The sequence below is a fragment of the Glycomyces artemisiae genome (genome assembly GCF_003002955.1).
GTDB classification, from domain to species: Bacteria; Actinomycetota; Actinomycetes; order Mycobacteriales; family Micromonosporaceae; genus Glycomyces; species Glycomyces artemisiae.
In genome coordinates this window covers 205,049-228,715 of sequence record NZ_PVTJ01000005.1, presented here as the reverse complement: position 1 = coordinate 228,715, position 23,667 = coordinate 205,049, and the positions used below count along the sequence as shown (strand labels likewise).

24 protein-coding genes and 1 pseudogene are annotated in these 23,667 nt (G+C 70.1%); 13 read left to right on the top strand and 12 right to left on the bottom strand.

All coding sequences use genetic code 11. The features are described 5' to 3' along the window. Window position 1: 1 nt before the first annotated feature. From B0I28_RS14585 to kdgD, 5 genes are read right to left on the bottom strand one after another with little or no spacing between them, the layout of a single operon-like run. The gene (locus B0I28_RS14585) at window positions 2-532 is read right to left on the bottom strand and encodes a tripartite tricarboxylate transporter TctB family protein (RefSeq protein WP_106364574.1); all 531 of its coding nucleotides are present in this window, start codon (window positions 530-532) and stop codon (window positions 2-4) included. Further along, entirely contained in the window at window positions 529-1,524 is a 996-nt protein-coding gene (locus tag B0I28_RS14580; protein WP_181245793.1) for a Bug family tripartite tricarboxylate transporter substrate binding protein, read from the bottom strand. Before B0I28_RS14580 ends, B0I28_RS14585 begins: the two co-directional genes overlap by 4 nt. Window positions 1,525-1,570: 46 nt before the next feature. After that, window positions 1,571-2,845 carry an enolase C-terminal domain-like protein gene (locus B0I28_RS14575; RefSeq protein WP_106364781.1) on the bottom strand — a complete coding sequence of 425 codons (1,275 nt, stop codon included), beginning with the start codon at window positions 2,843-2,845 and terminating at the stop codon, window positions 1,571-1,573. Window positions 2,846-2,898: 53 nt separating this feature from the next. Beyond that, entirely contained in the window at window positions 2,899-4,272 is a 1,374-nt protein-coding gene (locus B0I28_RS14570) for an aldehyde dehydrogenase (NADP(+)) (RefSeq protein WP_106364572.1), read from the bottom strand. Beyond that, entirely contained in the window at window positions 4,269-5,186 is a 918-nt protein-coding gene (gene kdgD, locus B0I28_RS14565; RefSeq protein WP_106364571.1) for a 5-dehydro-4-deoxyglucarate dehydratase, read from the bottom strand. Before kdgD ends, B0I28_RS14570 begins: the two co-directional genes overlap by 4 nt. A gap of 98 nt (window positions 5,187-5,284) precedes the next feature. Between kdgD and B0I28_RS14560 the strand changes: the two genes are divergently transcribed. Together B0I28_RS14560 and B0I28_RS14550 are read left to right on the top strand one after the other, a co-directional pair. Next, the gene (locus B0I28_RS14560) at window positions 5,285-6,172 is read left to right on the top strand and encodes a LysR family transcriptional regulator (protein ID WP_106364570.1); all 888 of its coding nucleotides are present in this window, start codon (window positions 5,285-5,287) and stop codon (window positions 6,170-6,172) included. Window positions 6,173-6,506: 334 nt separating this feature from the next. Then, window positions 6,507-6,773, top strand: coding sequence for a hypothetical protein (locus B0I28_RS14550; RefSeq protein ID WP_106364568.1), 267 nt, complete (start codon window positions 6,507-6,509; stop codon window positions 6,771-6,773). A 461-nt stretch (window positions 6,774-7,234) separates the two neighbouring features. Here the strand turns inward: B0I28_RS14550 and B0I28_RS28485 are convergent. Next, a pseudogene (locus tag B0I28_RS28485) lies at window positions 7,235-7,465 on the bottom strand (DUF397 domain-containing protein); the annotation flags it as partial. Beyond that, on the bottom strand, window positions 7,465-8,382 hold the full coding sequence (locus B0I28_RS14540; protein WP_181245792.1) for a helix-turn-helix domain-containing protein: 918 nt from the start codon (window positions 8,380-8,382) through the stop codon (window positions 7,465-7,467). The pseudogene B0I28_RS28485 and the gene B0I28_RS14540, both read right to left, overlap by 1 nt. Before the next feature lie 187 nt (window positions 8,383-8,569). Between B0I28_RS14540 and B0I28_RS14535 the strand changes: the two genes are divergently transcribed. Both B0I28_RS14535 and B0I28_RS14530 read left to right on the top strand, forming a co-directional pair. Beyond that, window positions 8,570-8,929, top strand: coding sequence for a hypothetical protein (locus B0I28_RS14535; RefSeq protein WP_146148104.1), 360 nt, complete (start codon window positions 8,570-8,572; stop codon window positions 8,927-8,929). Beyond that, the gene (locus B0I28_RS14530; RefSeq protein ID WP_106364564.1) at window positions 8,919-9,209 is read left to right on the top strand and encodes a hypothetical protein; all 291 of its coding nucleotides are present in this window, start codon (window positions 8,919-8,921) and stop codon (window positions 9,207-9,209) included. The genes B0I28_RS14535 and B0I28_RS14530 overlap by 11 nt, the downstream gene beginning before the upstream one ends. Before the next feature lie 55 nt (window positions 9,210-9,264). On the opposite strand, the gene B0I28_RS14525 is transcribed toward B0I28_RS14530, so the two are convergent. Beyond that, window positions 9,265-10,248 (bottom strand): heme o synthase, encoded by a 984-nt coding sequence (locus B0I28_RS14525; RefSeq protein WP_106364563.1) that lies wholly within the window; start codon window positions 10,246-10,248, stop codon window positions 9,265-9,267. A 213-nt stretch (window positions 10,249-10,461) separates the two neighbouring features. Here B0I28_RS14525 and tkt point away from each other — a divergent pair, with 213 nt between their 5' ends. From tkt to pgl, 6 genes are read left to right on the top strand one after another with little or no spacing between them, the layout of a single operon-like run. Then, complete coding sequence (gene tkt / locus B0I28_RS14520) at window positions 10,462-12,540, top strand: transketolase (protein WP_219926768.1); 2,079 nt, start codon at window positions 10,462-10,464, stop codon at window positions 12,538-12,540. 51 nt (window positions 12,541-12,591) lie between these two features. Then, entirely contained in the window at window positions 12,592-13,713 is a 1,122-nt protein-coding gene (gene tal, locus B0I28_RS14515) for a transaldolase (RefSeq protein ID WP_106364561.1), read from the top strand. Beyond that, on the top strand, window positions 13,710-15,326 hold the full coding sequence (locus tag B0I28_RS14510; RefSeq protein WP_106364560.1) for a glucose-6-phosphate isomerase: 1,617 nt from the start codon (window positions 13,710-13,712) through the stop codon (window positions 15,324-15,326). Before tal ends, B0I28_RS14510 begins: the two co-directional genes overlap by 4 nt. Next, a complete protein-coding gene (gene zwf / locus B0I28_RS14505; protein WP_106364559.1) occupies window positions 15,327-16,862 on the top strand; it encodes a glucose-6-phosphate dehydrogenase in 1,536 nt (511 codons plus the stop codon). Between the two features lie 12 nt (window positions 16,863-16,874). Beyond that, the gene (locus tag B0I28_RS14500; protein ID WP_106364558.1) at window positions 16,875-17,819 is read left to right on the top strand and encodes a glucose-6-phosphate dehydrogenase assembly protein OpcA; all 945 of its coding nucleotides are present in this window, start codon (window positions 16,875-16,877) and stop codon (window positions 17,817-17,819) included. After that, complete coding sequence (pgl, locus tag B0I28_RS14495) at window positions 17,816-18,559, top strand: 6-phosphogluconolactonase (protein ID WP_106364557.1); 744 nt, start codon at window positions 17,816-17,818, stop codon at window positions 18,557-18,559. Before B0I28_RS14500 ends, pgl begins: the two co-directional genes overlap by 4 nt. A 180-nt stretch (window positions 18,560-18,739) precedes the next feature. On the opposite strand, the gene B0I28_RS14490 is transcribed toward pgl, so the two are convergent. Beyond that, window positions 18,740-19,093 carry an RNA polymerase-binding protein RbpA gene (locus B0I28_RS14490; protein WP_106364556.1) on the bottom strand — a complete coding sequence of 118 codons (354 nt, stop codon included), beginning with the start codon at window positions 19,091-19,093 and terminating at the stop codon, window positions 18,740-18,742. A 186-nt stretch (window positions 19,094-19,279) separates the two neighbouring features. Next, window positions 19,280-19,873 carry a TetR/AcrR family transcriptional regulator gene (locus B0I28_RS14485; protein WP_106364555.1) on the bottom strand — a complete coding sequence of 198 codons (594 nt, stop codon included), beginning with the start codon at window positions 19,871-19,873 and terminating at the stop codon, window positions 19,280-19,282. A gap of 88 nt (window positions 19,874-19,961) precedes the next feature. Here B0I28_RS14485 and B0I28_RS14480 point away from each other — a divergent pair, with 88 nt between their 5' ends. Together B0I28_RS14480 and B0I28_RS14475 are read left to right on the top strand one after the other, a co-directional pair. Then, window positions 19,962-21,338, top strand: a complete 1,377-nt coding sequence (locus tag B0I28_RS14480) for an MFS transporter (protein WP_106364554.1) — start codon at window positions 19,962-19,964, stop codon at window positions 21,336-21,338. Window positions 21,339-21,356: 18 nt separating this feature from the next. Beyond that, the gene (locus B0I28_RS14475) at window positions 21,357-22,364 is read left to right on the top strand and encodes an NADP-dependent oxidoreductase (RefSeq protein WP_106364553.1); all 1,008 of its coding nucleotides are present in this window, start codon (window positions 21,357-21,359) and stop codon (window positions 22,362-22,364) included. Window positions 22,365-22,451: 87 nt separating this feature from the next. Here B0I28_RS14475 and B0I28_RS14470 read toward each other — a convergent pair whose 3' ends face one another. Together B0I28_RS14470 and B0I28_RS14465 are read right to left on the bottom strand one after the other, a co-directional pair. Then, window positions 22,452-22,694, bottom strand: coding sequence for a hypothetical protein (locus tag B0I28_RS14470; RefSeq protein ID WP_106364552.1), 243 nt, complete (start codon window positions 22,692-22,694; stop codon window positions 22,452-22,454). Window positions 22,695-22,772: 78 nt separating this feature from the next. Continuing rightward, on the bottom strand, window positions 22,773-23,189 hold the full coding sequence (locus B0I28_RS14465; RefSeq protein ID WP_106364551.1) for an Hsp20/alpha crystallin family protein: 417 nt from the start codon (window positions 23,187-23,189) through the stop codon (window positions 22,773-22,775). A gap of 130 nt (window positions 23,190-23,319) precedes the next feature. Here B0I28_RS14465 and B0I28_RS14460 point away from each other — a divergent pair, with 130 nt between their 5' ends. Further along, window positions 23,320-23,649, top strand: coding sequence for a MerR family transcriptional regulator (locus tag B0I28_RS14460; RefSeq protein ID WP_219926766.1), 330 nt, complete (start codon window positions 23,320-23,322; stop codon window positions 23,647-23,649). Window positions 23,650-23,667: the final 18 nt, after the last annotated feature.

Sequence of the window (23,667 nt, the reverse complement as noted above, 5' to 3'; positions counted from 1 at the left end):
GCTAGAACGCGATGATGTGCGGCAGCGGCACACCGAGTCCGAGGATGAACAGGGCGTACGCGACGGCGGTGGCGGACACGGCGACCGCGGCGCTCGTCAGCCACGACTCGCGGCCGAGGAACCGCAGCCACGCGAACAGCAGCAGCAGCGTCGGCAGCTCGAACCCGACGACCTCGAACAGCGAGGCGTAGACGGCGAGCGCGGCCGCGGCGGCGAGCACCGCGCCCGTCCCGCGCGTGAACGACTCCGTGCGGTTCGCGGGCGCGGCCTCGAAGACCTTGGCGGACAGGGCGACCACCACGATCGCGACGCCGCAGGCGACGAGGAGCGCGGCGACGACGAGGGGCCACAGGCCCGGCCCGGGGTCGGTGAGGCTGCCGAGCTTCAGGCCGAACGCGAGCCATGCCGCGAACGCGCCGAGCGCGATCGGCAGCGCCCCGGCGACGACGGCCTGCGCGCGCCCGCCGGCCCGCGGCTCGTCGGCCCCCTCCTCCTGGGGCGCTTCGGCGTCGGACATGACGGCCTCGCTCATGCGCCGTCGCCGAGCTGGAGTCCGGCGTCCTCGACCAGGGCGGCGTACTCGGCGGCGGCCTCCGAGAGGTGCGTCTTGGCCTCCAGGTTGTCGACCTCCCAGCGGTCCATGTAGTTGTCCTGGAGGAACTGGCCGTACTCGGCGCCCTCGCGGGCCTCTTCGAACGCGAGCGAGAGGACGCCGGCGGTCTCGTCCGGGACGTCGGCGGGGGCGACGATGAAGCGCCGCTGGTCCACGACCACGTCGAACCCGGCCTCGACGGCGGTCGGCACGTCCTGGAGGAACGGGCTGCGCTCCTCGGAGAACACCGCGATCGGGCGCAGTTCACCGGCCTCGACCTGCGGCATCGTCTCGGCGAGCGAGGCGGACACGGCGTCGACCTCCTGCCCGAGGAGGGCGGTGACGGCGGAGGCGCCGCCGTCGAACGGCACGTCGGTGGCGTCGATCCCGGCGCCGGTGAACAGCAGCTGCGCCGAGAGCTGCGAGCCGGTGCCGACGCCGGTGGTCGCGTAGTTGACCGAGTCGGCGGCGAGCAGGTCCTCCAGGGTCTGGTACGGCGAGTCGGCGTGCACTACGAGGACGTACGCCTCGTTGGTGAGCGTCGTGATGATCCGCAGGTCGTCGATGATGACCGCCTCCGGGTCGTCGACGGCGAGCGGCGTGATCGCGAACAGCGACTTGACGGCCAGGGCGATCGAGTAGCCGTCGGCCTTGCCCGCCAGCAGCTCTTTGAGGCCGACGGCGCCGTTGGCGCCGGGCTTGTTGGTGACGGCGAGGGACTGGCCCAGGGGCTCTTCGGCGGCCTTGGCGATCGCGCGGCTGATGAGGTCGCCGGACCCGCCCGGGTCGAAGGGCACCATGAAGTCGACGGCTCGCTTCGGGAAGTCGCTCTCCGCCGCGTCGGCGCCGCCCTGGACTTGGCAGGCCGCGAGGGCGGCGAACGGGGAGACGGCGGCCGCGGCGAGCAGCCCGCGTCGGGGGAAGGGGTTCATGCGTTCTCGACTCCTCATTGAGTGTGTTCAGTTCGTAGGGACGGTGTCAGGCCAGGCAGGGGCGCTTCGGGTCGAAGGTCCAGCCGGGGACCAGGTACTGCATGGCCGCGGCGTCGTCGCGCGCGCCGAGGCCGTGCTTGAGGTAGAGCTCGTGCGCGGCCTCGACCTGGTCCAGGTCGAGGTCGACGCCGAGTCCGGGCGCGTCGGGCACCGGGATCCGCCCGTCGCGGATCTGCAAGGGCGCCTTGGTGAGGCGCTGGCCGTCCTGCCAGATCCAGTGGGTGTCGATCGCGGTGATCGCGCCGGGGGCGGCCGCGGCGGCGTGGGTGAACATCGCCAGCGACACGTCGAAGTGGTTGTTGGAATGGGAGCCCCAGGTGAGGCCCCACGCCTCGCAGAGCTGGGCGACGCGCACGGAGCCGGACAGGGTCCAGAAGTGCGGGTCGGCGAGGGGGATGTCGACGGCTCCGGCGCGCACGGCGTGGCCGAGTTCGCGCCAGTCGCAGGCGATCATGTTGGTGGCGGTGGGCATCCCGGTGGCGCGGCGGAACTCGGCCATGACTTCGCGTCCGGAGTACCCGCCCTCGGCTCCGCAGGGGTCCTCGGCGTAGGCAAGAATGCCGCTTAGGTTACGACACAGGGCAATTGCCGCTTCGAGGGACCAGGCCCCATTGGGGTCCAGGGTGATTCTGGCTTCCGGGAACCGCTCGGCGAGCGCGGTGACCGCGGCGGCCTCTTCGGGGCCGGGGAGGACGCCGCCTTTGAGCTTGAAGTCCTTGAAGCCGTAGCGGTCGTAGGCGGCCTCGGCGAGCGCGACGACCGCGCCGGGGGTGAGGGCCTCCTGGTCGCGCAGGCGGAACCAGTCGTCGACGCCTTCGACATCGCTGTCGCCGTCGCGGTACGGCAGGTCGGTCTTCCCCTTGTCGCCGATGAAGAACAGGTACCCGAGGACGGGCACGTGGTCGCGTTGGACGCCGTCGCCGAGCAGGGCCGCGGCCGGGACGTCGAGGAACTTCCCGAGCAGGTCGAGCAGGGCCGCTTCGAGTGCGGTCTCGGCGTGGACGGCGACGCGCTGGTCGAAGGTCTGGCGGCCGCGTCCGGCGGCGTCGCGGTCGGCGAACGTGCGCCTGACGTCGGTGAGGATCGCGTTCCAGGTGCCGATGGGCTTGCCGACCACCAGTGCGCGCGCGTCTCCGATGGTGTCGGCGATGGCCTGCCCGCCGGGGACCTCGCCGACGCCGGTGGCGCCGGAGTCGTCGGTGAGGATCACGAGGTTGCGGGTGAAGAACGGGCCGTGTGCGCCGGACAGGTTGAGCAGCATGGAGTCCCGCCCCGCGACGGGGACGACGCGGAGGCCCGTGACGACGGGGGTGCTCACCGCAGCTCCTCCGGGAGGAGTGCGGCCGGGAAGTCCTGGTAGGCGACGGGGCGCAGGAACCGGTCGATCGCGAGCGTGCCCACGGAGGTGGTGCGGGCGTCGGTGGTCGCGGGGAACGGCCCGCCGTGGACCGTCGCCTCGCCGACCGCGACCCCGGTGGGCCAGCCGCCGTGGACGATCCGCCCGGCGAGCAGTTCGAGCCGCGGCACGAGCCGGGCGGCCTCCTCGGCGTCGCCTGCTCCAGTGTGGATCGTGGCGGTGAGCTGGCCTTCGAGGACGTCGATGATTCGGTGCGTCTCCACCTCCGAGTCGACCGCGACCACGAGCGACGTCGCCCCGAAGATCTCCTCGCGCAAAGCGGGCTCGGCAAGGAACGTGGCGGCGTCGGTGCGGTACAGCGCGGCGGCGGGCTCGCCGGTCCCCTGGGCGACGAGTTCGGTCCCGGGGAGGGCGGCGAGGCGCTCGCGGCCGGTCTCGTAGGCGGCGCGGATGCCGTCGGTGAGCATGGGCTGCGCGGGCGTCTCCGCAAACGATGAGGCGGCGGTCTTGAGGAACGCGTCGAGCCCGTTCCCGGTGCGCGCGAACACGAGTCCGGGGTTCGTGCAGAACTGCCCCGAGCCGAGGACCGCGGACGCGGCGAAGCCGCGGGCGAGCCCTTCGGCGTCGTCGGCGAGCGCGCCGGGCAGGAGGAACACGGGGTTGACGCTCGACATCTCGGCGTATACCGGGATCGGCACGGGCCGCGCGGCGGCGGTCGCGGCGATGGCGAGCCCGGCGGCGCGGGAGCCGGTGAACGCGACGGCCTTGATCCCGGGGTGGGCGACGAGCGCCTGGCCGAGGGTGCGGCCGGGGCCGAACAGGAGCGTGAAGACCCCTTCGGGCAGGCCGTGCTCCTTCAGTGCGTCCCGGATCGCGTCGCCGACGAGGCGCGACGTGTCCGGGTGCGCCTCATGGGCTTTGACGACGACGGGCGCCCCCGCGGCCAGCGCGGCGGCGGTGTCGCCCCCGGCCGCGGAGAACGCCAGCGGGAAGTTGCTGGCGCCGAACACGGCGACCGGCCCGAGCGGCACGTGCCGCAGCCGCAGGTCGGGTTCGCCGGGGGCGGTGCGGGGCCGGTTCCAGGCCGGGTCTTCGAGGAGGCGGGCGAACATGCGGAGCTGGTTGCAGGTGCGGCCGCGCTCGTTCTCGGCGCGGGCGACCGGCAGGTGGGTCTCGCGGTGCACGGTCTCCGGCAGGTCGGGGATGGCTTCGATGCGGTCGGCGATCGAGTCGAGGAACGCGGCGCGGACGCGCGGGGCGGTCTGCCGGTAGGCGGCGAACGCGGCGGTTGCGGCGGCGACGGCCTGGTCGACTTCGGGGAACGTGCTCATGCGGCGGCCTTCCCGATCAGTGCTGCGAGCGCGGCGAGCTCGTCGTCCCGCAGTTCGGTCAATGGCGGTCGGACGGGCCCGGCGCTCCGTCCGACCGCGCGCATCCCGGCCTTGACGATCGAGACGGCATAGCCCTTACCGAGGTTGCGGATCTCCAGGTAAGGGAGGACGAATTCGCGCAGGCGGCGGTAGACCTCGCCGGAGTTCTGGGCGCGCACGTCGTCGTAGAACGCGAGCGCGAATTCGGGGACGAAGTTGAAGATCGCCGAGGAGTAGGTGGTGACCCCGAGCTGGAGGTAGGGAAGCGCGAACGTTTCGGCAGTAGGAAGACCGCCGATGTACAGCAGCCGGTCGCCCAAGGTGGCGTACAGCCGGGTCATGAACTCGATGTCCCCCACGCCGTCCTTGAACCCGATGAGGTTCGGGCAGGCGTCGGCAAGGCGCGCAACGGTGTCGACCCCGTACACCGCGTTCGCGCGGTGGTAGACGATGACGCCGAGCGAAGTGGCGTCGCAGACGGCCTTCACGTGCGCGAACAGCCCGTCCTGCCCGGCCTCGGTCAGATACGGCGGGAACAGCAGCACCGCGTCCGCACCGGCCTCCTCGGCGTCCTTCGCGAAGGCGGCGGCCTGCGCGGTGCCGAGCCCGGCGGGGGCGACGATCGGGACGGCCCCGGCCGATTCCTTCACGGCGGCCCGCACGACCTGCGCGGTCTCCGCGGCGGTCAGCGAGAAGAACTCGCCGGTGCCGCCCGCGGCGAACAGCCCGGCGGCCGGGAACGACGCCAGGTGCGACAGGTTCTCGCGGTACGCGGCCTCGTCGAACGACAGGTCGTCGCGGAAGTGCGTCACCGGGAAGGACAGCAGCCCGGAACCGAGGGCCGTCTGGATCTCCGCGGGGGCGAATCGGGTCATTCGGGGGGAACTCCTGTGGTCGTAGGGATGGGACGACACTAGAAGCAGTTCCCATACCCGTCAAACACCGTTTGGACATCACCCGATACCTTCAGGGCATGACCGAAGGCAGTTACACCCTCGACCAGCTCCGCGGCTTCGTCGCCGTCGCCGAAGAGGGCCATTTCGGGCGCGCGGCCACCCGCCTCCACATGACCCAGCCGCCCCTGAGCCGCCAGGTCCAGCGCCTGGAGCGGACGATCGGCTTCGAACTGTTCACCCGCAACTCAACCGGCGCCGACCTCACTCCCGCAGGCCGCGTGTTCCTGGAAGAAGCCCGCCGCCTCCTGACTTCCGCCGACATGGCCCCGCTGCGAGCCCGCCGAGTAGCGGCGGGAACGGCCGGAACGATCAGGATCGGCTTCACGGCCGTCTCCGCGCTCACGGTCCTCGGCGAGTGGATCAAAACGGCAGCCGCGGAACTCCCCGAAGTCGACCTGGTCCTCAGCGAGATGGTCACCCACGCCCAACTCGACGCGCTCCTCGCCGGAGAGATCGAAGTGGGCCTGGTCCGCCAGGTCCCCCGCTCAGAAATCCTCGACGCCCGCTTGGTCTCCACGGACACCCTGGTCCTGGCGGCCCCGAAGGAGCACCCGCTCACCCGCCTCGGCCGCGCCCCCGCGCTCGCCGACATCGCCGAGCACGACGTGGTGACCTACTCCCCCAGCGAGGCCTGGTACTTCTACGAGCTCGTGGTCGCGGCCTTCCGCAACGCGAACGTCAAGCCCCGCTACGTCCAGCACATCAGCCAGGTCCACACCGTCGCCGCCGTCGTCAACGCCGGCCTCGGAGTCGCCCTCGTCCCCAGCTCCGCCGCGACCCTCGCCCTCCCCAACCTCGAATTCCTCACCATCCCGGACATGCCCCGCGACACCGTGGAACTCTTCTGCACCTGGAGAACAGCCCACACCAACCCCGCGCTGGCCGCCCTCCTCGACCGCGTTTGAGCACACAATCCGCGAACCGACCATCCCCTTCAGCGAGACCGCCATCGATGCCGTTGGTGTGCGATCCTCATGTAGCTCAGATTGCCGAACGAGGGGCGAATGATGTGGACTTCTTGATTGCGACATGGCGTCGAGTGCGGCCCTGGATCTCGGCTATGGCGGTGTGCGCCATGATTATGTACGGCTACTACCTTGCCGGTGACCGTGAGCCGGATGCGATCGCGAGGGGGACCTGGGGCACTGCTCTGGTCGGAGTCCCCTCGCTCGCCGTGCTTTGGATTCTCGATCGGAGCGTTCAGGCCATCGAGACTCGGCGAAAGGCCCGCCGAGACACATGAGGTTCATCGCCGAACATGCCCTTGCGCTAGGGCTGACCCTCACCGGTGCATGCATCGCATTCGCGATCGCGCGGTTCCTCTTCTACCCGCGGGGATCGAAGAAACTCATCGCCGACATCTTGATAGTCGCGTTCCTCTTCCTCGCCACCACCTTCTGGTTCGTGGTCAACCGTGACTACATCGTCGAGCACGACACCACCTTCGCGGATCTCGTCGAGGAACCGCGAACTTCCGTGCCGCCCCAGACTGGTACCGAGGAGTGAAAAGCCGCGTTCAGCGAGTTCGCACTGCTCTGGCCTGAGGGAGAAGCGCTCCAGACCGAACGGCCAGAGAATCTGATCAGCTTCGACCCCGAGACCGGCGGCTACTACGCGGGTGAGGGGACGGCGGAAGGTGCAACCCTCTTCGCCGCCATCGGCTTCGAAGGCGACGAGGTCGACTGGTTCACCTGTCATGCGGTCGGGTCCGCACCGCAACCACCGAGGACTTCCTCAACACCTGCTGGACCGCTGCGGCGGTCACCGGCGCCGACCAGGCCGCAGGCGCCGAGTGGTTCGCATCGGTGCTTGAGCCCGGAGCGGGCGAGCCGAACCAGATCATGCAGGGCAGCGAAACCGTCTGCCCCGCCGAGCTGCTCGCAACCTCGCTGAGCTCGGCTGAGACCTATCTCAACATGCAGTTCAGCATTACTCCTGCGCCGGACTGCTGAGGAGCTTAAGTCGGTGAAGTCGAACTCGCCGTCTTTGGCCCCGGCGAGGAAAGCGGTCCATTCGGCGCGGGTGTACACGATCACCGACCCCTCGGGGTGCCGCGAGTGCCGCACCGCGACCCGGCCAGAGCCGTCAGCCAGAGGACCGGCCTCCACACACTGCCCGCCGTTGTCGGAGCTGCGGGTACTGGTGCGCCAAGGGATTCCAGCCAGCTCCGATGCCGAGAGCTGCTGATCGGTGCTCATCAAGACTCCTTCAAGCGGTTCGCGATCATTTGCCGGGATCGCTTGGGGCTGAGCGCCTGGCTATCCAGATCATTCCACACATCGCTGAACCGCTGGACGGTCGGTTCTTCGATGAACAGCGGCCCACCGAGGGTGTCGATGTAGGCGACTGGCGTGTAGGGCTCGGGCAGCTCGAACAGGGTGAAGGTTCCTTGATGCCCGGCATGCGGCGCCCGGTCGACCGGCATGATCCGCACCTCGATGTTGTCGCGTTCGCTCTGCTCGATCAGGTGCTCCAGTTGTGCACGCCAGATTGCGGCGCCGCCGATCGGCCGGTTGAGCACATACTCTTCCAGGATCACCGCGAAGCTCGGTCCACCATCGTCTGAGAGCACTCGCTGGCGATCGATTCTGAGGTCGACCCATCGTTCGATTTGGTCTTCGCTCGCCTTCCGCTCGTCCACGTTCCGGATCAGCGCCTCGGCATAGGCGCGGGTCTGGAGGAGGCCGTGGACGACCATGACCTGATAGGCGCAGATCCGGTCCGCGCGGCTTTCGAGCCACGGGAGGTTGATGAATTCTTCTCCCAGGTCGTCGCGATGCTGATCCCACCAGCCCTTCTGCCACGAGTCTTTGCATATCTGCTCGAAGCCCTCGCGCTCCTTCCGATCCGACACGCCGTAGAGGGAGAGCAGGGCCTGCAGGTCGATAAGGCGGATCGGGAACTCACCGTTCTCGTATCGGCTGATAGTGCTCGCATCCCGCTGGAGGTATTCGCCGACCGCTTTGAGCGGGAGTTTCTTGGAGTTCCGGAGCTCGCGCAGCTTCTCGCCGAGCCACTGCGAGCGAAGGCTCGGTCCGGGGTTGGATACGCCTGCCATTTCGCCTCCATCGTTCTGTCGGGTGATCGACAGAAACTTCGCGGCTCGTCGCGCCACGCAATCTTGATTCACTCACAACCGTGTGCCATGATACCAACTAGGCGTGAGAAGTCGATCACCGGATTCTGGTGACAGGGTTCGCGGAAGCGGGCATTTCGCGTCTTCCACCGAAAGCAGCCGGGGCGGGTCGAATGGCCTAGGAAACCTGTCCCGCCCCGGCCTAACAGACAGCGGAGGTTGATCCGTGTCCACATCTATTGTCGCGCACGCGCCCGACAATCCCAACCATGATCGGCGCGGGGCCGACCCGCTCGTGCGAGGGATCTTCGGCGACCGGCAGAACCAGTTCACCGTCCGGGCCTCCAGCGCCACCGCTCCGGACTCGTTCCAGGTGTCGGTCGCCGAGAACCCGGCCAATCTCGTGCTCATCGTGTCCGGGCTCAACACCGGGCACCTCCACGCCACCTGGGGGCAGGGCTGGCGGGGCTTCGCCCCCGACTGGAAGGCCTGGTTCGAGGACTCGGCCTTCGGCGTGTTCTACAACGGCCGCGCCATCGACAACCGGCCCCGGCCCGAAGGGCGGGTGCGGTTCTGTGACGGCTAGATCCCCCGAGACCGAGTCCCACCCGGACTCCGACGGGTGGCTCGGGGACTTCCGCCGCGGCCCGGCGGTGTTCGCCCTTTACCGGGAGACCACCTACGCACTGGGTCCTGCCGAGTACCGGATCGAATGCAACGACGGCGTCGGGCCCAAAGCGATCTGCCGGTTCGTCGACGAACCCGAGCCGGTGCCCGAATGGGTCCCCGGCTGGGCGGGCGATCCGTGGTGCCCATGGATCCTCGAACAGGCCCGGCGACTCATCGCCGCACCAGAGAACACCTGAACACGGATCGGCGGGGCGGCCCTTCGGGCCGCCCCGCCGATTGCGTTCGCTTGTCCTACATGAGGAAGGAGTCGACCGCCAGCGCCAGGAACAGAAGCGTCAGGTAGCTGGTGGACCAGTGGAAGAGGCGCATGGGCTTGGGGTCCTCGCCGCGGTTGACGCGGCCCAGGAGCTTGTGGCACTCCCAGACGAACATGCCGCCCGCGACGACGGCGACCGTGCCGTAGAGCCAGGTGGCGCCGAGGGGGACGGCGATGAGGGAGACGGCGAGCATGGCCCAGCCGTAGACGACGGACTCGACGGCGACGCGCTTCGCCGGGGCGACGACCGGGAGCATCGGGATGCCGGCGGCGGCGTAGTCGTCCTTGAACTTCATGGCGAGGACGTAGAAGTGCGGGGGCTGCCAGAGGAAGACCACCGCGAAGAGGATCCAGGCCATCCAGGACATGTGCCCGGTGACCGCGGCCCAGCCGATGAGCACGGGGGCCGCGCCGCACGCGCCGCCCCAGACCGTGTTGTACGGGGTGGTCCGCTTGAGCCAGATCGTGTAGACGACGTCGTAGTAGACGATCGCGCCGAAGGTGAGGAGCGCGGCGAGCCAGTTGACGAGCAGGCCCATGCCGAGGACCGCCACCGCGCCGATGACGAGGCCGAAGACCAGGGCGTTGCGCGGCTCGATCTGGTGCTTGGCGAGGGGGCGCCGCGAGGTGCGGGCCATGAGCTGGTCGATGTCGCGGTCGATGTAGCAGTTGATCGCGTTGGCCGACCCGGCGGCGAGCGCGCCGCCGATGAGGGTCGCGAGGACCGCGGTCAGCGACGGGAGCGCGTCGAACTCCATCCGGGCCGCGACGAGCATCGCGGGGATGGTGGTGATGAGGAGCAGCTCCACGATGCGGGGCTTCGTCAGCGACACGTACGCGCCGACGATCGTCTTCCAGCCGGGCCGGGCCGCCGCGGCGGCTTCGGGGTCGGGCAGTGAGATGCGCTTGCGGGCGGGCCGGGGGGTGTCGGCGACGGCCTGGGTCGGGTCCTCGTTCATCACGGCCCACCATACGGGCGGTGAGGTTGTGACCCGGCCGCGGGTCACGGGCCCCTAGCAGGCGCTTTCCAATGCGAGGACTGCTCGTGGGCGGGTTCACAACGAGCGGAATTCCGCCTCCCGAGAGAGTGCGCATAAAGTTCACCGCGTGTAGGTAGGGTCAGAAGACACACGTCAAGGGCCCAAATACGACGAGTACCAAGGAGTATCGCAGTGGCACAGTTCGAGTGGACCGAACTCGATCAGAAGGCGGTCGACACCGCCCGGCTGCTCGCCGCCGACGCCGTCCAGAAGGCCGGCAACGGCCACCCCGGCACCGCGATGAGCCTCGCCCCCGTGGCGCACACGCTGTTCCAGAAGGTCATGCGGCATGACCCGAGCGACCCGCACTGGGAGGGCCGCGACCGCTTCGTGCTCTCCTGCGGCCACTCCAGCCTGACGCTGTACGTGCAGCTGTACCTGGCCGGGTACGGCTTGGAACTGGACGACCTGAAGAGCCTGCGCCAGTGGGGTTCCCTCACCCCCGGCCACCCCGAGGTGGGCCACACCGCCGGCGTCGAGACCACCACCGGTCCGCTCGGCCAGGGCCTGGCCACCGCGGTCGGCATGGCGATGGCGGCCCGCCGCGAGCGCGGCCTGTTCGACCCCGAGCCCGAGCAGGGCGAGAGCCTGTTCGACCACTTCGTGTACGTCATCGCCTCCGACGGCGACATCGAGGAGGGCGTCACGCACGAGGCCTCCTCGATCGCGGGCGTGCAGGAGCTGGGCAACCTGGTCGTCATCTACGACGACAACGAGATCTCCATCGAGGACGACACCCGCATCGCCCTCGGCGAGGACGTCGCCCAGCGCTACGAGGCCTACGGCTGGCACGTGCAGCACGTCGACTGGCGCGACGGCGACGGCTACAAGGAGGACCCGAAGGCCCTCTTCGAGGCCATCGAGAAGGCCAAGGCCGTCACCGACAAGCCGTCCTTCATCCGCCTGAAGACCATCATCGGCTGGCCCGCGCCGAAGAAGCAGAACTCGTACGCCGCGCACGGGTCCGCGCTCGGCGCCGACGAGATCGCCGCGACCAAGGAGATCCTCGGCTTCCCCGCCGACGAGTCCTTCTACGTCGAGGACGCCGTGCTCGCGCACACCCGCGAGGCCGTCGCCCGCGGGCGCGAGGAGCACTCGGCCTGGCGCACCGACTTCAACAACTGGGGCGCCGCGAACCCCGACCGCAAGGCCCTGCACGACCGCCTGTGGGCGGGCGAGTTCCCCGAGGGCTTCGAGGACGCGTTCCCCGAGTTCGAGCCGTCCGCGAAGGGCGTCGCCACCCGGTCCGCGTCCGGCAAGGTCCTCTCGGCGCTCGCGCCGGTCCTGCCGGAGCTGTGGGGCGGCTCGGCCGACCTCGCCGGCTCCAACAACACCACGATGGACGGCGAGCCGTCGTTCCTGCCGCTGAGCCGCCAGACCAAGGCGTACCCGGGCAACCCGTACGGCCGGACCCTCCACTTCGGCATCCGCGAGTTCGCGATGGGCACGATCCTCAACGGCATCAAGCTCCACGGCCCGACCCGCCCGTACGGCGGCACGTTCCTCGTGTTCTCCGACTACATGCGCGGCGCGGTGCGCCTGGCGGCCCTCATGAAGACCCCGGTCGTGTACGTGTGGACGCACGACTCGATCGGCCTCGGCGAGGACGGCCCGACCCACCAGCCCGTCGAGCACCTCGCGGCCCTCCGCGCGATCCCGGGCCTGGACGTGATCCGCCCCGGCGACGCGAACGAGACCGCCGTGGTCTGGAAGACCCTGCTCCAGAAGCAGGACCGCCCGGCCGCGCTGGCGCTGACCCGCCAGAACATCCCGGTGTGGGACCGCGCGAAGTTCGCTTCGGCCGAGGGCGCCGCGAAGGGCGCGTACACGCTGCTCGACACCGACGGCACCCCCGACGTGATCCTGCTCGGCTCCGGCTCCGAGGTCCAGCTCGCGGTCGAGGCCGCCGAGACCCTCGCGGGCGAGGGCGTCAAGGCCCGCGTGGTCTCCGTCCCGTCCATCGAGTGGTTCGAGGAGCAGGACGACGACTACAAGGAGTCGGTGCTGCCCAAGGCCGTCAAGGCCCGCGTCTCCGTCGAGGCGGGCATCGCCCTCTCGTGGCGCGGCCTCGTGGGTGACGCGGGAGTCAGCGTCTCCCTGGAACACTTCGGTGCCTCCGCGCCGTTCGAGAAGCTGTACGAGGAATTCGGGATCACCGCCGCCGCCGTCGCGGATGCGGCCCGCTCCTCCATCAAGAAGGCACAGCAGTAATACAACTGAACTGAAGCGGATCAAGTACTAGCTGGAAAGCTGGAGGAACCGATGAGCGCGAACGAGAACCTCGCGGGCCTGTCGGCCGCGGGCGTGTCGGTCTGGATCGACGACATCTCCCGGCACCGACTGGAGTCGGGCAACCTGAAGGACCTCATCGCCGGATCTTCGGTGGTGGGCGTGACCTCGAACCCGACCATCTTCGCCACCGCCATCTCCAAGGGAGACGGCTACGACGGGCAGATCGCCGACCTGGCGGTCCGCAAAGTGAGCGTCGAGGAAGCCGCTCGCGCCATCACCACCTACGACATCCGCTGGGCCGCCGACGTCCTGGCCCCGGTCTTCGAGCAGACCGGCGGCCAGGACGGCCGCGTCTCGATCGAGGTCGACCCGCGGCTCGCCCACGACACGAAGGCGACCATCGCGGAGGCCAAGTACCTGTGGTGGGCCGTCGACCGGCCCAACACCATGATCAAGATCCCGGCCACCGAGGCCGGCCTCCCCGCCATCACCGCCGCGATCAGCGCGGGGATCAGCGTCAACGTGACGCTCATCTTCTCCCTGGAGCGGTACCGCGGCGTCATGGACGCCTACATGGCGGGCCTGGAGGGCGCCAAGGCCGCCGGGCACGACCTCTCGCAGATCCGCTCCGTCGCCTCGTTCTTCGTGTCCCGCGTGGACTCCGAGATCGACAAGCGCCTCGACGCGATCGGCACCGACGAGGCCAAGGCCCTCAAGGGCAAGGCCGCGATCGCCAACGCGCGCCTGGCGTACCAGGAGTTCGAGAACGCGTTCGCGTCCCCGCGCTGGGAGGCCCTCGCGGCCGCCGGGGCCGTCCCGCAGCGGCCGCTGTGGGCGTCGACCTCGGTGAAGAACCCCGACTACCGCGACGTCATGTACGTCGAGGACCTCATCGCGCCCGGCACGGTCAACACCATGCCCGAGGGCACCATCCACGACTTCGCCGACCACGGCGAGGTCGAGGCCGACACCATCCGCCCCCACTACGCGGACGCGGCCACGGTGATGCTCCAGCTCGAACGCGTGGGCATCGACTACGCCGACGTCGTCAAGGTCCTGGAGGACGAGGGCGTCGAGAAGTTCATCGTCTCCTGGAACCAGCTCCTGGAGCAGATCGAGTCCAAGCTCGAAACGAGCGGAGAACAGAAGTGAGCGACCCGATGGGCAGAATGGAAGCCGCAGGAGGACTGGCGGTCACCACCGGCGTCGACGTGAACGGCGGCGTCGACCGGCTCAAGAACGACGACGTCCCCGCCAGGCTCGCCGCCAAGGACGCCACCCTGTGGGGCCCCGAGGCCGAAGAGGAGGCGGCGATCCGGCTCGGCTGGGTCGACACGTTCGTCAAGTCCAAGGAACTGGTCGCGCCGCTCGCGAAGCTCCGCGCCGACTTCGCCGAGCAGGGCATCGACCACATCGCCCTGTGCGGCATGGGCGGGTCCTCGCTCGCCCCCGAGGTCATCTCCCGCACCCTCGACCTGGGCATCTCCGTGCTCGACTCCACCGACCCCGGCCAGATCCTGGCCGAGCTCGGCGAGGCCTCGCTGCGCCGCACCGCGGTCGTCGTGTCCTCCAAGTCCGGGTCCACCGTGGAGACCGACTCCCAGCGGCGCGCCTTCGAGGCCGCGTTCAAGGGCGTCGGCGTCGAGGACTTCGCGAGCCGCTTCGTGTTCGTCACCGACCCCGGCTCCGAACTGGAGAAGCTCGCGAACGCGCAGGGCTCGCACCTGTTCCTCGCCGACGCCACCGTGGGCGGGCGCTACTCGGCGCTCACCGCGTTCGGGCTCGTCCCGACCGCGCTCGCGGGCGCTGACATCGCCGAGCTCATCGACCAGGCCGAGACGTTCGCGACCTCGATCACCAGCGACGCCGACAACCCGGCCGTGGTCCTCGGCGCGGTCATCGCCGCGCAGCCGACGATCACCATCGCCGACGACGGCACCGGCATCGTGGGCCTGGGCGACTGGGCCGAGCAGCTCATCGCCGAGTCCCTCGGCAAGGACGGCAAGGGCACCCTCCCGGTCGTCCTCGAAGGCCCGGCCGCGCCCGGCGCCCGCGGCTCCGACCGCGTGTACGCCACCGTCGGCGGGTCCTCCACGGGCCTGCCGCAGTCCGGCTCCTCGCTGGCGATGCCCGACGTCGTGGTCAACGGCCCGCTCGGCGCGCAGTTCCTCGCGTGGGAGCTCGCGACCGCGTACGCCGGGTACCTGATCGGGATCGACCCGTTCAACCAGCCGAACGTGACCGAGTCCAAGGAGAACACCAAGCGCATCCTCGCCGACGGGCTCCCCGACGAGCGCCCGCACGCCGTGGACGGCGCCGTGGAGATCTACGGCTCGCACGCCGACACCGTCGCGGGCGCGCTCGGCGAGGTGCTCACCAACGCCGACAACGCGGACGCGTACATCGCCGTCATGGCCTACCTGGACCGGATCGACGACGCCGAGGTCGCGAAGCTCCGCGCGGGCCTGGCCGAGCGCACCGGCGCGCCCGTCACGTGGGGCTGGGGACCGCGGTTCCTGCACTCCACCGGCCAGTTCCACAAGGGCGGCCGCCAGACCGGCGTGTTCCTCCAGCTCACCGGCGCCGTCGGCGTCGACCTGGAGATCCCCGACCGCGAGTTCACCTTCGCGGGACTCCAGGCCGCGCAGGCCGCCGGGGACCGCCAGGCCCTCGCCTCCCGCGAGCGCCCGGTCGTGCGCCTGCACCTGACCGACCGCAAGCGCGGCATCAACCAGCTCGTGCACGCCCTGAGGGAGCTGAGCTAGATGGGTGACCACGTACTCGCCAACCCGCTGCGCGACCCCGCCGACCGGCGCCTGCCGCGCATCCCCGAGCCGTGCGCCCTGGTGATCTTCGGCGTCACCGGCGACCTCGCCAAGAAGAAGCTCATCCCGGCGATCTACGACCTCGCCAACCGGGGCCTGCTCCCGGCGTCGTTCGTGATCGTCGGCTTCGCCCGCCGCGACTGGGGCGACGAGACCTTCGAGGAGATGTCCCGCGAGGCCGCCAAGTCCCACGCGCGCACCCCGTGGCGCGAGGAGGTGTGGGCGCGCCTGTCCGGCAACTTCAAGTTCGTGCAGGGCGCGTTCGACGACGACGAGGCGTTCGACGCGCTCGACGCCACCGTCGACGAGCTGCGCATCACGCACGGCATCGTCGGCAACGCCGCGTTCTACTTCTCGATCCCGCCGCTCGCGTTCCCCACGGTCCTCAAGCAGCTCAAGCGGACCGGCATGTCCGACAACCGCCAGGACCGCGGCGGCTGGCGCCGCGTCGTCGTCGAGAAGCCCTTCGGCGAGGACCGCGAGTCCGCGAAGGAGCTCAACCAGCTCGTCGACGACGTGTTCACCGCCGAGGACGTGTTCCGCATCGACCACTACCTCGGCAAGGAGACGGTGCAGAACATCTTCGCGCTGCGCTTCGCGAACGCCATGTTCGAGCCGATCTGGAACTCCAACTACGTCGACCACGTGCAGATCACCATGGCCGAGGACGTCGGCATCGGCACCCGCGCCGGGTTCTACGACGACAACGGCGCCGCCCGCGACGTCCTCCAGAACCACGTCCTCCAGCTCCTCGCCATCGCGGCCATGGAGCAGCCCAACGGGTTCGAGGCCGAGGAGATCCGCACCGAGAAGCTGAAGGTCCTGCGGGCCATCAAGCTCCACGACGACCTGGAGTCCACCGCGATCCGCGGCCAGTACACCGACGGCTGGGTGCAGGGCCGCCCCGTCAAGGGCTACCTGTCCGAGGAGAACATCCCGCAGACCTCCACCACGGAGACCTACGCGGCGGTGCAGCTCGGCATCCAGAACCGGCGCTGGAACGGCGTCCCGTTCTACCTGCGCACCGGGAAGCGCCTCCCCAAGCGGGTCACCGAGATCGCGGTGGTCTTCAAGGAGGCCCCGCACATGCCGTTCGCCGACTACGACACCAAGACGCTCGGCAACAACCAGCTCGTGATCCGCGTGCAACCCGACGAGGGCATCACCGTCAAGTTCGGGTCGAAGGTCCCGGGCACCGGCATGGAGCTGCGGGACATCTCGATGGGCTTCGGCTACGGCGAGACGTTCACCGAGTCCAGCCCCGAGGCGTACGAGCGGCTCATCCTGGACGTGCTCCTGGGCGACAAGACGCTGTTCCCCGACGCGCAGGAAGTCGACGCGTCGTGGGCGGTCATCGACCCGCTCGAAGCGTACTGGCAGTCCACGAAGCCCGAGCCGTACGAGTCCGGCACGTGGGGCCCCGCCGGGGCCGACCTGATGCTCCAGTCCTCCGGCCGCCGCTGGCGCCGGGCGTAGAAGGGTCCTGACATGCATCTGAAGGACACCACCACCGGCGACATCATGAAGGCCCTGGAGAAGCAGCTCCACGAGACCGGCGGCGGCGCCTCCGGCCTGGCCCTCAACCTGGTCGCCCTGACCACCGAGGACGAGCGCGAGGAGGTCGAGAAGGCCGCCTCGTTCGCCGCGCAGGAGCACCCGTACCGGCTGATCCTCGCGATCCCCCGGGACGTGGACGCGCCCGAGCCGCGCATCGACGCCGAAGTGACCGTAGGGGAACGGCTCGGGTCCGCCGAGGCGATCATCCTGCGCCTCGACGGCCCGGCCGCCGCGCACCTGACCTCGATCGTGCTGCCGATGCTCGCACCGGACGTGCCGGTCGTGACCTGGTGGCTGCTCGACCCGGTCCGCTACGGCCTGGAGCACGAGCTGCGCTCGTTCGCCGACCGCCGCATCACCTACTCGGCCCGCGCGGCCGACCCGGTGCAGTCGCTCTACCGCCGCGCCGAGTCCTACGCCGCGGGCGACACCGACATCTGCTGGACCCGCATCAGCCTGTGGCGCTCGCTCATCGCCAGCGCCTTCGACGGGGTCACGCAGTCGGTCGAGAAGATCACCATCAAGGCCGACGACGGCGACCCGTCGGCGCAGCTCATGGCCGCGTGGCTGCACACGCGCCTGGGCGTCGCGCCCGACGTGGTCGACACCGAGGTCGAGCGCAACTCCGAGCACCTGCCCGCGATCGCCTCCGTGGCGTTCACGATGGCCGGCGGGGAGACGATGGAGGTCGAGCGGAAGTCCGACGGGACCACGGTCCTGCGCCAGGCGGGGCTCCCGAAGCGCCGCCAGACGCTCCAGGGCCGGACCCTGGGCCAGCTGCTCGCCGAGGAGCTGCGGCACATCGACCCCGACACCGCGTACCGGCGGGTCCTGGACACGTTCCAGGAGCAGTACGCGGCGGAGCACGCGGTATGAGCCGCTCGGGCGCGGTGATCGTCCACGAGGGCGCCGAGGTGCTCGCGGAGGCGGTCGCGTCGCGGCTCATCAACCGGCTCGCCGACGTGCAGGCGCAGCGGGGCGAGGCGTCGATCGCGCTGACCGGGGGCCGCATCGCGGCGCGCGTGTACCAGTACGTGCTGGAGTCGGAGATCCGCTCGGTCGTGGACTGGTCGAAGGTCGACTTCTGGTGGGGCGACGAGCGGTTCCTGCCCTCGGGCGACCCGGAGCGGAACGAGACCCAGGCGCGCGCGGCGTTCCTGGACAAGCTCCTGATCGATCCCGAGCGGGTGCATCCGATGGCCGCTTCGGACGTGGTGGACACGCCCGAGGAGGCGGCGGCGCTGTACGCGGCCGAGCTGGAGGCCGCTTCCGGCGGTTCCGGTCTGCCCGCGTTCGACCTGCTGCTCTTGGGGATCGGCGAGGACGGCCACGTCGCGTCGCTGTTCCCGGGCAACCCGGCGCTCGACGCCGAGGGCGCGGCCGTGGGGGTGCGCAACTCCCCCAAGCCGCCGCCCGAGCGCGTCTCGCTGACGCTGGAGGCGATCAACGCCGCTTACACGGTGTGGATCATCGCTTCGGGCGAGGGCAAGGCGGCGGCCGTGGACGAGGCCCTGTCGGAGGGCGAGCTCCCGGCGGGCCGCGTGCAGGCCCAGGGCCACACGCGCTGGCTCGTCGACAAGGACGCGGCGGCGCAGCTGAAGCACCTGGAGTTCTAGCGCAAGCGTAAGGGCCCGGATCGTGCATCCTATAGGAAATAGGATGCACGATCCGGGCCCTCGGTCTGTTCGGCCTCCCTTGCGGGCGCTGTCGCGCTGGGGTGGTGGGACCCTGTCAGCGGTGCGCGGCCGGCGCTCCGATCACCCAACCTAGTGACGGGCGGTCTGGTGCGGGGTGGTTCAGAAGAGGGATCGTTCGCCGCGGGCGGCGGCCCTGGCGGCGAGCGCTTCGGCGAGGAGGTCTTCGGCCTCCTCTTCGCTGCGGCGCTCGCGTACGTAGTTCAGATGGGTCTTGTACGGCTTGACGGTTCGCTGTTCCGGGGGATTGTCCTGGTCGGGGCCGGCGGGCCAGCCGCAGCAGGTGCAGTCCCATTCCTGCGGTACTTCCACGTACAGTGCGAATTGCAGTACGGTCTCGTGTCCTTTGGCGCACCAGTACTTGATGTTCTGCCGGGGCACCGGCTCGCCGCGCTCGGTGTGGAGACCGGGGATGGCGCCGATGCGGGTGCCGCGGATGGCGTGTCCGTTGGACATATGTGTGATCGCTCCTCACAGACAGGGGATCTACTGTGGATGTAGACCGGGCGCGACCACGGTTGCGGAGCGTCAGCGGGAGGAAGACCGTGACTCCCCGAGGGCGTGGCCGTGGAGTCACCGGCCGGAGCGGCTGGGGCACCGCCCTGAGCAATTCTATGACGTAACCCACACAGTGGCAAGATGTCATGTATGGGGGTTGTGCGACGGCGCGGCGAGCACCGATTGCACCGTCGCGTCGACGATGCGGGCGGCGTCGGCGGTCGCGATGCGGCCCCCGCGATGCTCTTCGGCGGCGCCGTGGAGCACGTACTGGACGACGTTCACGAGCCAGTCGACGGGCAGGTCGGTCCGGAACACGCCTTGATCGCGGCCGCGGCGCACGAGTTCGGCGACGCGGTCACCGGCGCCGCCGTGGAGTTCGCGGATGCGCCCGGCCGGGAGGACGCCTTGGGCGGAGGCGAGCAGGGCGGCCGATTCGGCGACGAGCTCCCAGCTTGAGGCGAGGAGCCTGCTGAGCGCGTCGCGGGCGTCGCCGCTCAGGTCCACCGCGGAGAGGGTCGCCTCGCCCGCTTCGAGGACCGCGACGAGTGCGGCCTCGACGAGGTCGGCGCGGGTCTTGAAGTGGCCGTAGAGGGTCATGCGCCCGACGCCCGCGGCTTCGGCGATGGCGTCGATGGTCGCGTCGGGGTCGCGGCTGAGCAGGTCGCGGGCGGCGGCGGTGATGCGGGCGATGCTGCGTTCGGCGTCGGCCCTGCGGCGCGGGCGGGTGCTCGTCATGGCACCAGCCTATCTCGTACGGGAATATACGAGATAAGCTCCCGGTTGTAACTCGTACTTCCTCATACGATTTAACGGAGACCCGTCAATGGACACCGACCAGACCACGCCCGAACAGGAGCACCGCCACCCCGCGCGATGGCGGATCCTCGCGTTCCTCGGCATCGCGCAGCTCATGCTCATCCTCGACGTCACCGTCGTCGCGATCGCCTTGCCGCACATCGATACCCAGCTCGACATGAGCCGCCAGGCCCTCACCTGGACCGTCAGCGCCTACACGCTCGCCTTCGGCGGCCTCATGCTCCTCGGCGGCCGGCTCGCCGACCTCGTCGGCGCCAAGCGCGTCGTCATCGCCGGACTCGTGGTCTTCACCGCGGCGTCGCTGGTCACCGGCCTCGCCGAAACCTCGGCGATGCTCCTCGGCGGGCGCGTGGCCCAAGGCGTGGGCGCGGCGCTCCTGTCGCCCGCGGCGCTCTCGCTCGTGGTGCGGCTCTTCGAAGGCGACGAGCGGAACAAGGCTCTCGGCGTCTGGTCCGCCCTCGGCGGCGGCGGCGCGGCCCTCGGCCTGCTCCTCGGCGGCGTCCTCACCGCCGGACCCGGCTGGCCCTGGGTCTTCTTCGTCAACGTGCCGATCGGCCTGGTCGTGCTCGTCGCCTTGGCCGCCATGGTCCCCGCACAGGGCCCCGCCCCGTACGGCGCCCGGCTCGACGTCCTCGGCGCGCTCCTGGTCACCGCGTCCTCCGGCGCCCTGATCTACGCGCTCATCAACGCGGGCGACGCCGGATGGCTCTCCCCCGCCACCGGCTGGCTGGTCCTTGCGGCCGTCGCGGGCTACGCGCTGTTCGCACTGTGGCAGCGCAAGTCGAGCGCGCCGCTGATGGACCTCGCGCTGCTGCTCCGGCGGCCGGTCGCCACCGGGACGTTCCTCATCCTCATGGCGACGGTCCTCATGATCGCCGTGTTCTTCCTGGGCACCTTCTACTTCCAGCACGCCCTCGGCTACGGCGCCCTGCGCACCGGCCTCCAGTTCCTGCCCGTCGCCCTCGCGACCATGGTGGGTGCCAACCTCACCGGCCGCACGATCGCGAAGCTCGGATCCCGCCCGCTCGCGGTCGCGGGCCTCGTCGTCGCGGCAGCGGGCCTGGCCGTTCCGGCGCTGTGGCTCAACCCGGTCGCGGCGACGATCGGCGTGGCCGTGGCGGGCGCCGGAACGGGCGCCCTGTACGTGGTCGCCTCTGCGACCGCCCTCGGCCAGGTCGCCCCCCACGAGTCCGGGATCGCCTCGGGCCTGGTGAGCACCTTCCACGAGTTCGGCGCCTCCTTGGGCGTCGCGATCGTCTCCAGCGCCGCAGCCGCCGCCATCGCGGGAAACTCGCTCGACGGGTTCACCAACGGCTTCATCGTGATCGCAGTCGCCGCGGCCGTCGGCGCCGTGATCGCCGCACTCCTGACGCCCCGCAAGTAGATGAGAGAAGGTAGACGCATGCAGACCGCAAGGCAATGGCAGCTCGCCCGCCGCCCGCAAGGGGCCGCGACCGCCGAGGACTTCGCCCTCGTCGAGGTGACCGTCCCCCGACCCGGCCCCGGGCAGGTGGTCGTGCGCAACACCCGCCTGTCCGTGGACCCGTACATGCGAGGACGCATGGACGACAAGCCCTCCTACATCGCCCCGTTCGAGCTGCACAGTCCCCTGGAGGGCGCCGCGGTCGGCGTGGTGACCGAGTCCCGCGCCGACGGCTTCAAGCCGGGCCAGGTCGTGGAGCACTTCGCGGGCCTGCGCGAAGTGTCGGTGCTCGACGCGGCGGCGGTCTCCCCCGTATCGCTCGACGGGCACGAGCCCGAGACGTTCCTGGGCCCGCTCGGCACCACCGGGTTCACCGCCTGGCTGGGCACCACGGAGATCGCGCCGGTCCGCGAGGGCGACACGGTGTTCGTGACGGGCGCGGCCGGGGCCGTCGGGGGCCTGGCCGGGCAGATCGCGCGGCTCCGCGGGGCCGCGCGCGTCATCGGCAGCGCCTCCGGAGCCAAGGTCGAATACCTGGTGGACGAGCTCGGCTACGACGCCGCGTTCGACTACCGCGGCACCGATCCCGCGGAGGAGCTGTCGCGGCTCGCACCCGACGGCCTCGACATGGTCTTCGACAACGTCGGCGGCCCGCAACTGGAGGCCGCCCTCGGGCGGTTGCGGCTCGGGGCCCGGATCGCCTTGTGCGGCATGGCAAGCCAGTACGACGGCCGTGAGCCCTACGGGATCACGAACCTGTTCGAGCTGACCAAGCAGCGCGCCACCGCGCGCGGTTTCATCGTCAGCGACCACTACGACCAGCTCGCGCAGTTCCGCGAGGAGGTCGGCGGCTGGCTGCACGACGGGCGGCTGTCGTACCGCGAATCGGTATTCGAGGGCATCGAGAGCGTCCCCGAGGCGTTCCTCGGCATGCTGCGAAGCGGCGCGCCGACCTCGGGCAAGGTCATCGTGCGCCTAGAGGGATGAGCACCCCGGTCCCGCTGCCGCCCAGCGGAAAGCGTCGGCCTCCGCCCAGGGACACCCCGAGCACCGGGCGGAGGCCGTGCGGCCGGATCAGGCGGGAACGAGGCGGTCTTGAGCGCCCGGTCGGCGCTCAGGGGAGATGACGCACTCGCCGCACCGGTGCTCGCCGCCGAGGTCGGGGGCGACGCCCCAGCCCTCCGCTTCGGCGGCCGAGCACAGCACCGGCCAACTGAAGTACGAGTCGTCGCCGCAGCGGAACAGGGCTCCGCACCCGTCGCAGGACAGCTCGTACTCGACACCGCCGTCAAGGCGGTCGTGACAGGCTCCGCTCATGTCATATGCCTCCAAACCGGGGCGCGTCCGGCCGTGGCCCGGGGCGCCCCGGATCTCCAGATGCCGCGGCGGGCGCGGCTACTGCTCGATCTCGCGCTTGCCGGTGCCGATCAGCACCTTGCGCGGTTTGGCCTCTTCCGCCACCGGGATCCGCAGCGTGAGCACGCCGTCCCGGAAGGACGCCTCGACGTGCTCGGTGTCGAGGGCGTCGCTGAGGAAGATCTGCCGCATGAACACGCCGGTCGGACGCTCGGAGTGGATCACCTCGCGGTCGCCCGCGTCGGCCGCGCGGCGCTCGGCCCGGACGGTGAGGACGTTCCGCTCGACCTCAAGGTCGATGTCGGCCTCCCGGACGCCGGGCAGGTCCAGCTCGACGGTGAAGGAATGCTCCTCCTTCCACGCGTCCATCGGCATCATGAGCTGGGAATCGTTGCGGGACAGGAACTGCTGCGCGAGACGGTCGAGCTCTCGGAACGGGTCCGTACGCATCAGCATCGAAGGTCACCTCCTGGATGAGACCTGAGAACGTAACGACACAAAATTTATAGCGCGCGTTTGAGATTTCGTCAAGCCGTCGGAGAGAGATAAACTGGATTCGTCAGGAGCACAGGCAGCAGGAGGAAATGTGGCACCGGATTCGCGGCCTCTCGACCGACACGCGTCCGACCACGCGGTGTACGGCATCTCGGTGGCGGCCGAGCTGATGAACCTCGCGCCGCAGACGCTGCGCGTCTACGAGGCCCGCGGCCTCATCGAGCCGAGCCGCACCGCCGGCGGCACGCGCCGCTACAGCGACGACGACCTCGGCCGCATCCAGCGGATCGGCGAACTGCTCGCCGGAGGGCTCAACCTCGCCGGGATCAAGCTGGTCCTGGAGATGGAGGTCGAGAACCAGCGCCTGCACTCCGAGCTCGGCGACGTGCGCAAGCGCCTGGAGCGCTACGAGGGCTCCTGAACGCGGCACGAAGGAGGG

Bases quoted from the DNA above. Each gene is read 5' to 3' on its own strand.
- B0I28_RS14480 (WP_106364554.1), top strand. From the start codon at position 19,962: ATGGACACCGACCAGACCACGCCCGAACAGGAGCACCGCCACCCCGCG.
- B0I28_RS14490 (WP_106364556.1), bottom strand. From the start codon at position 19,093: ATGTCCAACGGACACGCCATCCGCGGCACCCGCATCGGCGCCATCCCC.
- B0I28_RS14465 (WP_106364551.1), bottom strand. From the start codon at position 23,189: ATGCTGATGCGTACGGACCCGTTCCGAGAGCTCGACCGTCTCGCGCAG.
- B0I28_RS14560 (WP_106364570.1), top strand. From the start codon at position 5,285: ATGACCGAAGGCAGTTACACCCTCGACCAGCTCCGCGGCTTCGTCGCC.
- B0I28_RS14575 (WP_106364781.1), bottom strand. From the start codon at position 2,845: ATGCTGCTCAACCTGTCCGGCGCACACGGCCCGTTCTTCACCCGCAAC.
- B0I28_RS14485 (WP_106364555.1), bottom strand. From the start codon at position 19,873: ATGACGAGCACCCGCCCGCGCCGCAGGGCCGACGCCGAACGCAGCATC.
- kdgD (WP_106364571.1), bottom strand. From the start codon at position 5,186: ATGACCCGATTCGCCCCCGCGGAGATCCAGACGGCCCTCGGTTCCGGG.
- pgl (WP_106364557.1), top strand. From the start codon at position 17,816: ATGAGCCGCTCGGGCGCGGTGATCGTCCACGAGGGCGCCGAGGTGCTC.
- B0I28_RS14470 (WP_106364552.1), bottom strand. From the start codon at position 22,694: ATGAGCGGAGCCTGTCACGACCGCCTTGACGGCGGTGTCGAGTACGAG.
- B0I28_RS14500 (WP_106364558.1), top strand. From the start codon at position 16,875: ATGCATCTGAAGGACACCACCACCGGCGACATCATGAAGGCCCTGGAG.
- tal (WP_106364561.1), top strand. From the start codon at position 12,592: ATGAGCGCGAACGAGAACCTCGCGGGCCTGTCGGCCGCGGGCGTGTCG.
- B0I28_RS14585 (WP_106364574.1), bottom strand. From the start codon at position 532: ATGAGCGAGGCCGTCATGTCCGACGCCGAAGCGCCCCAGGAGGAGGGG.
- B0I28_RS14475 (WP_106364553.1), top strand. From the start codon at position 21,357: ATGCAGACCGCAAGGCAATGGCAGCTCGCCCGCCGCCCGCAAGGGGCC.
- B0I28_RS14550 (WP_106364568.1), top strand. From the start codon at position 6,507: ATGAGGTTCATCGCCGAACATGCCCTTGCGCTAGGGCTGACCCTCACC.
- B0I28_RS14570 (WP_106364572.1), bottom strand. From the start codon at position 4,272: ATGAGCACGTTCCCCGAAGTCGACCAGGCCGTCGCCGCCGCAACCGCC.
- B0I28_RS14525 (WP_106364563.1), bottom strand. From the start codon at position 10,248: ATGAACGAGGACCCGACCCAGGCCGTCGCCGACACCCCCCGGCCCGCC.
- B0I28_RS14580 (WP_181245793.1), bottom strand. From the start codon at position 1,524: ATGAACCCCTTCCCCCGACGCGGGCTGCTCGCCGCGGCCGCCGTCTCC.
- zwf (WP_106364559.1), top strand. From the start codon at position 15,327: ATGGGTGACCACGTACTCGCCAACCCGCTGCGCGACCCCGCCGACCGG.